4 protein-coding genes and 1 other RNA gene are annotated in these 7,366 nt (G+C 54.6%); 1 reads left to right on the top strand and 4 read right to left on the bottom strand.

Annotated elements, in window-relative coordinates; translation table 11 throughout:
• Positions 1-162: 162 nt before the first annotated feature.
• The 4 genes from E4T81_RS15400 to porU all read right to left on the bottom strand — a co-directional run bounded on the left by E4T81_RS15400 (position 163) and on the right by porU (position 6,882).
• Positions 163-2,172 carry a C25 family cysteine peptidase gene (locus tag E4T81_RS15400; RefSeq protein WP_135046135.1) on the bottom strand — a complete coding sequence of 670 codons (2,010 nt, stop codon included), beginning with the start codon at positions 2,170-2,172 and terminating at the stop codon, positions 163-165.
• A gap of 20 nt (positions 2,173-2,192) precedes the next feature.
• Positions 2,193-2,756: a hypothetical protein gene (locus tag E4T81_RS15395; RefSeq protein ID WP_135046133.1), complete on the bottom strand. Its 564-nt coding sequence runs from the start codon at positions 2,754-2,756 to the stop codon at positions 2,193-2,195.
• Positions 2,753-3,424: a redox-sensing transcriptional repressor Rex gene (locus E4T81_RS15390; protein ID WP_135046131.1), complete on the bottom strand. Its 672-nt coding sequence runs from the start codon at positions 3,422-3,424 to the stop codon at positions 2,753-2,755. The genes E4T81_RS15395 and E4T81_RS15390 overlap by 4 nt, the downstream gene beginning before the upstream one ends.
• A 77-nt stretch (positions 3,425-3,501) precedes the next feature.
• On the bottom strand, positions 3,502-6,882 hold the full coding sequence (gene porU / locus E4T81_RS15385; RefSeq protein ID WP_135046129.1) for a type IX secretion system sortase PorU: 3,381 nt from the start codon (positions 6,880-6,882) through the stop codon (positions 3,502-3,504).
• 144 nt (positions 6,883-7,026) lie between these two features.
• Here porU and ffs point away from each other — a divergent pair.
• Positions 7,027-7,126: signal recognition particle sRNA small type (gene ffs, locus E4T81_RS15380), an RNA gene on the top strand.
• Positions 7,127-7,366 lie beyond the last annotated feature (240 nt).

Genomic DNA, 7,366 nt, shown 5'->3' with positions numbered 1-7,366 from the left:
TTCATCACCAATGCCTTGAGTGCTATCGCTGCTTACTGTTTTTTTCCAAAGAAACCGTCTATCTCTTTGGAGTTTGTGACAGATAACCAGCTAACTTTGTTCTGATTGCTTATATCGAACTCACGTTAACCTATATAACGCAAGAAGTAAGGATTTAGTTTTTCAACGGATGACAATAAGGCGTCGTGGCTCCGATGCCACATGACGCACACCGTCGGTGGCGAGCAGACGGACCAGATATATGCCCGAATCCACTCCGGCAAGCGACCAGGAGCAACTGTCGGCACCGGTCACCGAACGGTTCAACACCGTCTCGCCCGTAATATCGGTGACAATGACGGTAAAGGTCACCTCGCCGGTCATGTCATGGCTCCACGAGAACATGGCATAATCCCTCGCCACCTCATCGTCAAGATTGAGTTCAAGGACGGGGTGATTGCCCGCCAGCGTGAACTGACAGCGGCTTTCAGCCCGGTTGCCGGCATTGTCACTTACCGCAAAACTTGCCTCATGACTGCCTGCCGCAAGATGCCTGACATCGGCGGTAAACACAGTCACCTCATCATCAAGGCAACTCACCGAGAGCGGCATCCTGACAGAGCCGTCGACTGTCATCATGGGAGAGGAGCCGAGCAACAGTGACGAACTGTTGACTCCGCTTTCATCATCGCTCACCTCGGCAATGAGCAAGCCCGATTCATGGCGCAGCTCAATCACGGGCGGGGTGATGTCGCGAACGGGTCCCGACATGGGACCGAAGGCAAACTCCGGTGACTTTCCATAGCCCGACCTACCGTCGTCGCCGGTAAAATGCACGGCAATGCTTATATCGCCGGGGCCGACGTCGGGCAAGCTGACCTCAGTCGTGAAGCGCGAACCCGTGACTCGCGCCATTCCGCGCCATAACTCCACTCCGCCACAAGCCACCTGTCTTGGCGTCTCCCCCGCCTGACCCAGCGTAGACTTGCCGACCGCCGGGGCGTAGACAGTAATATCGGCAAAGCCGTCACACGGTTCATCGACGGAAATCTCGCCGCTGACAGTAAAACGCTCACACGGATTCACAATCCGTGGCACCACGCAGTCAACGTCAAGCACAGGGGTATAGCATGGAAGAGCCGGGTCGGCGGCAAGAGTATAAGCGGTCACGTTGCGCCCGTAGTAAGGATTCAGCGTCTTTGCGGCGGCAGCTATACACTCCCTTTGTGTCGCAAGCCATAGGTCACCGATGGCAACGGGCGCGGTCATATTGTTTCGCTTGTCAACAAAGCTCAGTGCTATCTCCTGGTTATAAGACGAGTAGACGGCATCGGTAGCGGCGATGACTCCTATCGCACCACCGGCAGGATTATATATCATAGCTTCGGCAAGCGTTGTCTCGAAGTTGCGGAATGAGTTTATCGCACAAGAGCTGAAAAACGCCCAGGGCGCGTGACTGTTTCGCAGCGAGGATGCGCCCGCCACGTCCCAAAGCCCCTCCCCGGTGACAGAAGTGGAATTACCGTGACCTACATAAAGCATGAACCCCACACCGTCTGACAGAGACCTGACGATGCGCGAGCGGGTGATGACAGCTTTGCTGTCAATCAGGCGGTCAAGGTCTATATATGCCTTGTGGACAGCCGAGCCGGCAAACTCACGGGCAAGCCGTGCGGCACGGTCAAGATGTTCATTACCGTCGCCGTTGTCACAGGCAATCAGTATGTCATGGAAATAGCGCGGTGTTGCCTCCCGAAGATGACGGCGAGCCTTCTCTACATAGGCTGCAAGTTGAGCGGGATTGACAGCCGGAATGCGCCCCACCGCTATATCAGGCATCGTAAACCATTCCTGACGCAAATCATTGTCAGCCGACATGATGCCATACCAGGCGTCGGAATGAGTGTCGCCATAGCCCTCGCCTATGAGCAGAAGGTAGCGGAGACCATCGTCGGCATAGTGACTCCTCACATAATCTCTGACCGCCACGTCATCGGGATTATCACAGATGTCGCAGTCGACGGTCACAGTCACCGACAAGCCTTGCAGGTCGCGGTGAAGCGATGCCAGCTCCTCAGCCTCCTCAGCCATCGCGCGAGGCGTGATGACAAGCATGTCGGATGCCTCCGACCTTGCTGTTGACAGAAGCAATACTCCCGGCAACAGGAGCCGAAGCCTGCGTAAGATATTCATGTGAGAAGTATATGATTGGTCTACTTTATACGGAAATGCAGCGCCGGCGACTGATTCAATGTCCCCTCGACAAGGGTGTCGACAGGCAGATTCATAGCAAAGCACTCATTGCAGGCGACAATAATGTCACCGATTTTCATGACGCCCGCACGGCTTGCCATCGAGAAAAGCGCCATCCCTTTCTCTATCTCACCTGATAAATCGGCGGTGAAATCGCCTATCGTAGCAGTGAGCGGCGCAGCGGAATCGGTCAGCGGCATCCATTCGCCAAGTATTATAGCACCCTCATGGCAGTTAAGGAGGGCGTGTTGCAAGCCTTCATGTGCCGCTACGGCGTCATCGGGTCGGGTGATGACACATAATGCCATGGCATCGATATATCGCGAGGCAAATCGTTCGCCCACATTTTTACCGAGACGACCGTTGCGTAACGCCAATCCGAGGCGATAGCTCCATTCATTGGAAAAGGAGGGCACAAAAAATGGCTTGCCATCCTTGATTATCGAGGAGTCAGGCAGCATTTCCACCCCTATGGGGGTGTCAACAGCGGAGCCGGGTTTTCGGTCAAAGGAGAGTATTTTCATTTTTCCCGGTTCATGGCTTTGCTCAGACCGAGGCGGTTATACATAACCGCGAGATGAGCGTATATTGACGTATTCTGGATTACAATTCCTTCAGGGGCTGTGATGCGGAAAGGCGAGAAATTCCACAACGCCTTTATGCCGGCGTCGACAAGAAGGTCGCTCACCTCCTGGGCGTGGTCGATAGGCACGGCGATTATGCCGATTTCAGCCTTCAGCTCGGGAAGACGCTCTTTCAGCTCGCTTATGTCGTAGATGGGGACGCCACATACCTGCTGACCCACTTTGTCAGGCTTTATGTCAAATCCCGCCACGATGTCAAGACCGTAGTTGACAAGACCGGAGTCCTGTATCAGGGAGTTTCCAAGGCTTCCTACACCAATCATGACGGCGTTGTGCTCGACCTTGAAGCATAGGAAGTCCTGAAGCTCACGTTCGAGCGACGCCACTTCGTAGCCTATCCTCGTCTTTCCCTTTATATTAAGGAATGACAGATCCTTGGCTATCATTGACGCATCAACATTTATCTCCTTGGCAATCTGAGTGGACGACACATACTCCACCCCACTCTCTTTGAGCAGGCTCACATAGGCGAGATACCAGGGCAATCGCCGCAGAGTAGGCTCCGGCAATATGTCACGAGATGCTGATGATGTTCGATTATTAGCCATAGTGTAAGCACAAAGGTAGCAATAATTAGGCAACCCGCAAAAAAATTAACCGGTATATGGCGACTATATTGCCGCGGCTACTGCGCTGCGACGGCAATTTTCTTTGCCTTGCTTTGCATGCGGTCGCCGTCAGCCTCCATTGTCGCGCGGTAGATGTATATGCCGCGTGACACACGACGGCCCGCAGTGTCGGTGAGATTCCACGAAAACGGCATTCCCGCCGTATCGCTGCGGTCGGTGCGGCTTTCGCTCCACACCATGCGCCCCATCAGGTCATATACAGCCACAGTCACCTCGGTCCTCGCTGTCGGGCGGTTATGCTCTACGTAGAAATTGACACCTGTTGTGGCTGGATTGGCATCGGCATACAGGTTGATTATCTCCGGCACCGTGCCTTTCTTGACGGTGAAGCTGATTACCGACTCGGCGTAATTATTGGATGTGTCCCATACTCTCAGTCTCAATTCATGCTCTCCCTCGGCAAGTCCTGTCAGCGGATAGCTGAACGAACCGCTCAACGGGCCCTCGTCGCCCGGTTCATAATACTGGGTAAGATCGGAATAAGAAGTAGTGCCGTCAAGCAGCAGCGACATCTGGTGACCGATGCCCGCACCCGAGATGTTGATGCCCACATTGTCGCTCACCCTGCCTATTACGACGGGCGACTCATTGACAGTCTGCCCGTTGGCAAAGCCGCTGTTATTGAGAGCAAACAGCTCTATCACAGGAGGCTCGTTGTCAGCGGTGGCATTGTCGGCATAACCGTAGACATAAAAGTCGCGGTTCACACCGGAGGCATCTGTGCCGTCGGCAGCCGATGCATATAGATTCAGCGCGGCGGGACGGAAATTGTAGGCTATCTCGGATGGCATCGACAGCTTGAAACTGAACTTGCCCTCTTTCACCTGCTCCTTGCCTATATACAAGCGGTCGCCCTGCTCCTCAAATGTAATCGGCTTCCCCTTGCCGTGGGCAAGGCTGGTGGTGCTGTACTCAGCATCATAGAGGGTAGGCACAAGCACACCTTCAAAACCGGGCACCGTGTTGCCTGACGCGTCGATGACACGCCCCTCAAGCAGCACTTCCTCACGCGCTTTTATCACCGGCTGCTCCTCCTTGTCGACAGCCACCCCGTTGATGGCGTCAAGCACCATCCGGTGGTCGGGCAACGCCGGCGCTATGGCAGGGTCGCCAAGCAAGACATAGCGCAGTTTATTGGAATCGCTGATTGAACCGCTCCGGGCGTTTTTAGCATTTTGCAGAATCTCGCCTATCGTACACCCTTCCCCCTCCATGACTGCCTTAGCCATCGCGAGCGACATGCTTTCATTAAGAGAGATGAACACCGGTCGAGTGGCGGCAATAGCGGCGATTATGCCGTTGGGGTTGAAGAACATCACCTCGGCACCTGACTCATCCATAAGGTCCCAGCGGAGGAAGTCGCAGGTGGCAGCATACAGTATCGGCTGATGCCTGAAGTTGACAGCATCGAGATCCTGCAGCGTAAGCAGTCCTTCTCCGGTCCAGCTGAATGTATTGGCATGACCTATATACCACCACCACATCACGCCTTGGTTAAGATAGCGGAACATGCGGTCATGAGCCCCGACGGCTACCCGGTTGAACAGGGGGAAAGCATCGACATAGACCTTGGTAAACATCTTATTGCGTCCGGCATCGGTGGCAATCATGGCATTGTAAACCTTTTCGGTCTGCTCCAGATGCTCTCCGTCGTCCTCGTCGTCACAGGCGAGTATGATACGGTTTTTCCAGTCGCTCTTATTGTCGTCGGCGATATAAGCGCGCAGCTTGTCGACGGTAACCTGCGCCTCCGACTGCGTTGTAATCGGAATCCTGCCCACCGCGATACAATGGTAATCGGTAGCGGGTGACCTACCGGAGCCGTCGCGCAAAAAGGCAAGATAGTCCTCGGTGGTATAAGAAGTATTGTCATGGGCTCCGTCGACACTCTGCCACTGAAGCAATATCGGGCGGTCCATCGACTTCACCTCGGTAGAGAGCCTGCGGTGGTCATATATGCCCCTGCCGAGCAGAAGCGCATAACGAAGCTTGCTGTCAGATGACGACGAGCCGCCCCCGCGGTCCCAGTTCATCTTCAGCAGGCGCCTGAACGCGTTTATATCAGGAGTTCCTGATGAAAACTCGTTGAATATGTCATCTTGCGTATATACCGCCACGTCAAGAGGGTTGTCGGGGGAGTCGCGGTGAAGCGCCGCAATCTGCTCGGCATGGGTAAGCCACTCTTTTGCCGTGATAATCACCATGTCGGGCACCGGAGCGCCGTGGATGTCCTGGTTTTGGACAGAGCCGACATATTCAGGAGTAAGAAACTTGGCATCGGGATTCCATGCGACATAGGTGCGCATCCCTCCTGAAGCCGCCGCCCATGACAATGAAGAGCCGGCAAGGGAGCCGTCGACACGCCTCGGGTCGGCGATGTCAGTCACATCCCACAGCCTTGTCGAGCCGGAGACTCCCGATAGCGTGGCGCTACCGCTGTCAAGGCGAAACCGGAGCTGCCCTTCATTAAGTCGCAGATGACGCTGATAGCTCACCTCAAGGTAGTCGAGGCGCGCGAGCTTCACCGTCCCGGATGGGGCAGCCGTCACGCCCAGGCTTACGCTTTGGGCGTCAATGTCATGGCTGACATTGGCGTGGCGGATAGTCTGTAGTATGTAATGGCGGTGACCGTCATTGGCACTCGCCTCGATTGTATTGGAAGCAGTGGTCGGTATGGATTTGCCGTCAAGCGACAGGGTCACACGCGTAGACCCGCCATAAGTACAGGTGGCAAACGAGCAATTGACCGACAGCTTGTCATCGGCACGGTCGGGGGTCACGAAGTCAAATGCATGACTACGGGTATTCTGAAAGTCCTCGCCGAGAAATGTATGCCCGGTGGAGCCGCCCGACACGAGTTCGCTCTCGTGGAGCAGCAGCTCCGTAAAAGTCGTGGCCCCTCCGGAAGCGGGAGAGCCTGTCGAAGCCATCGTGTAGGCGCCCTCCGCGCTGTCAGTCACGAAATAGTAGCCTGCCGTAGAGTAATAATTTCTGGTGTGGGACCATCCGTTGCGACTGCCATATTCCCATTTCACCACGCCCCTGCCGAAGAAAACCACACCGCGGTCAGTGACCTCCATCGGTGCCACAGGCAGGTCGTCGACATAATTGTCGCGGCTGAAATCGTCACTTACAGGCTCTCCACCGTAGCCATACACGCGCACACGCGAAAGGTCGGTGAATCCCCATGACTGCAACGTTGCGGCAGGAATGAGGTACAGCCCCGTGGCGTCAACCTTGATTTTTACCCAGCGTCCCGACGACAACACCGAGTTAGGTGCATATGTATCGGCTGTATAAGCCGACATATTTGCCGGAAGCATAATGGACAAAAGCGTCAGCAAAAGGGAGAATATGCTATTAATCAGTCTTTTCATATATTGCAAGTGGGTGATAACCGAGGGCGGGGGCCTACGCTCATGCCGAGCCTGCGACACGCGCGCGAAGCCTCCGCGACAAAGTTATAACGATTTTTTACCTTCAATTATTGTCATTACGGAAAAAAGTAGTAACTTTGCAGCGGGTAAGTCCTACACGACCAGCTCCCCGGGAACTCCGCCAGGCCTTGATCGGAGCAACGGTACCGGGTTGTAGCGGTGCGATGTAGTAAGCTTGCCCATTTTTTGTATCCCTACGCAAGGAGTTGATACAAGGGCGGAAGGTATAAAAAAGACATCCCGCCGGAATGGACGGGATGGTGGGTAGCCCGGAGCGGAATCGAACCGCTATCTAAGGTTTAGGAAACTCCTAACTCAACTTTGACTATCAACCAGATACGAGGTTAAATTGGCATCTTGTAGAACTATTGTAGAATTTGTGCTTAAATTCTAAAATCCCCGCGCCTTTTTGGAGCTAACGGGG

The sequence above is a fragment of the Barnesiella sp. WM24 genome, assembly GCF_004570975.1.
Taxonomy (GTDB): domain Bacteria; phylum Bacteroidota; class Bacteroidia; order Bacteroidales; family Muribaculaceae; genus Muribaculum.
The sequence above is the reverse complement of the archived record's forward strand: the minus strand, read 5'-3'. Positions and strand labels throughout refer to the sequence as shown.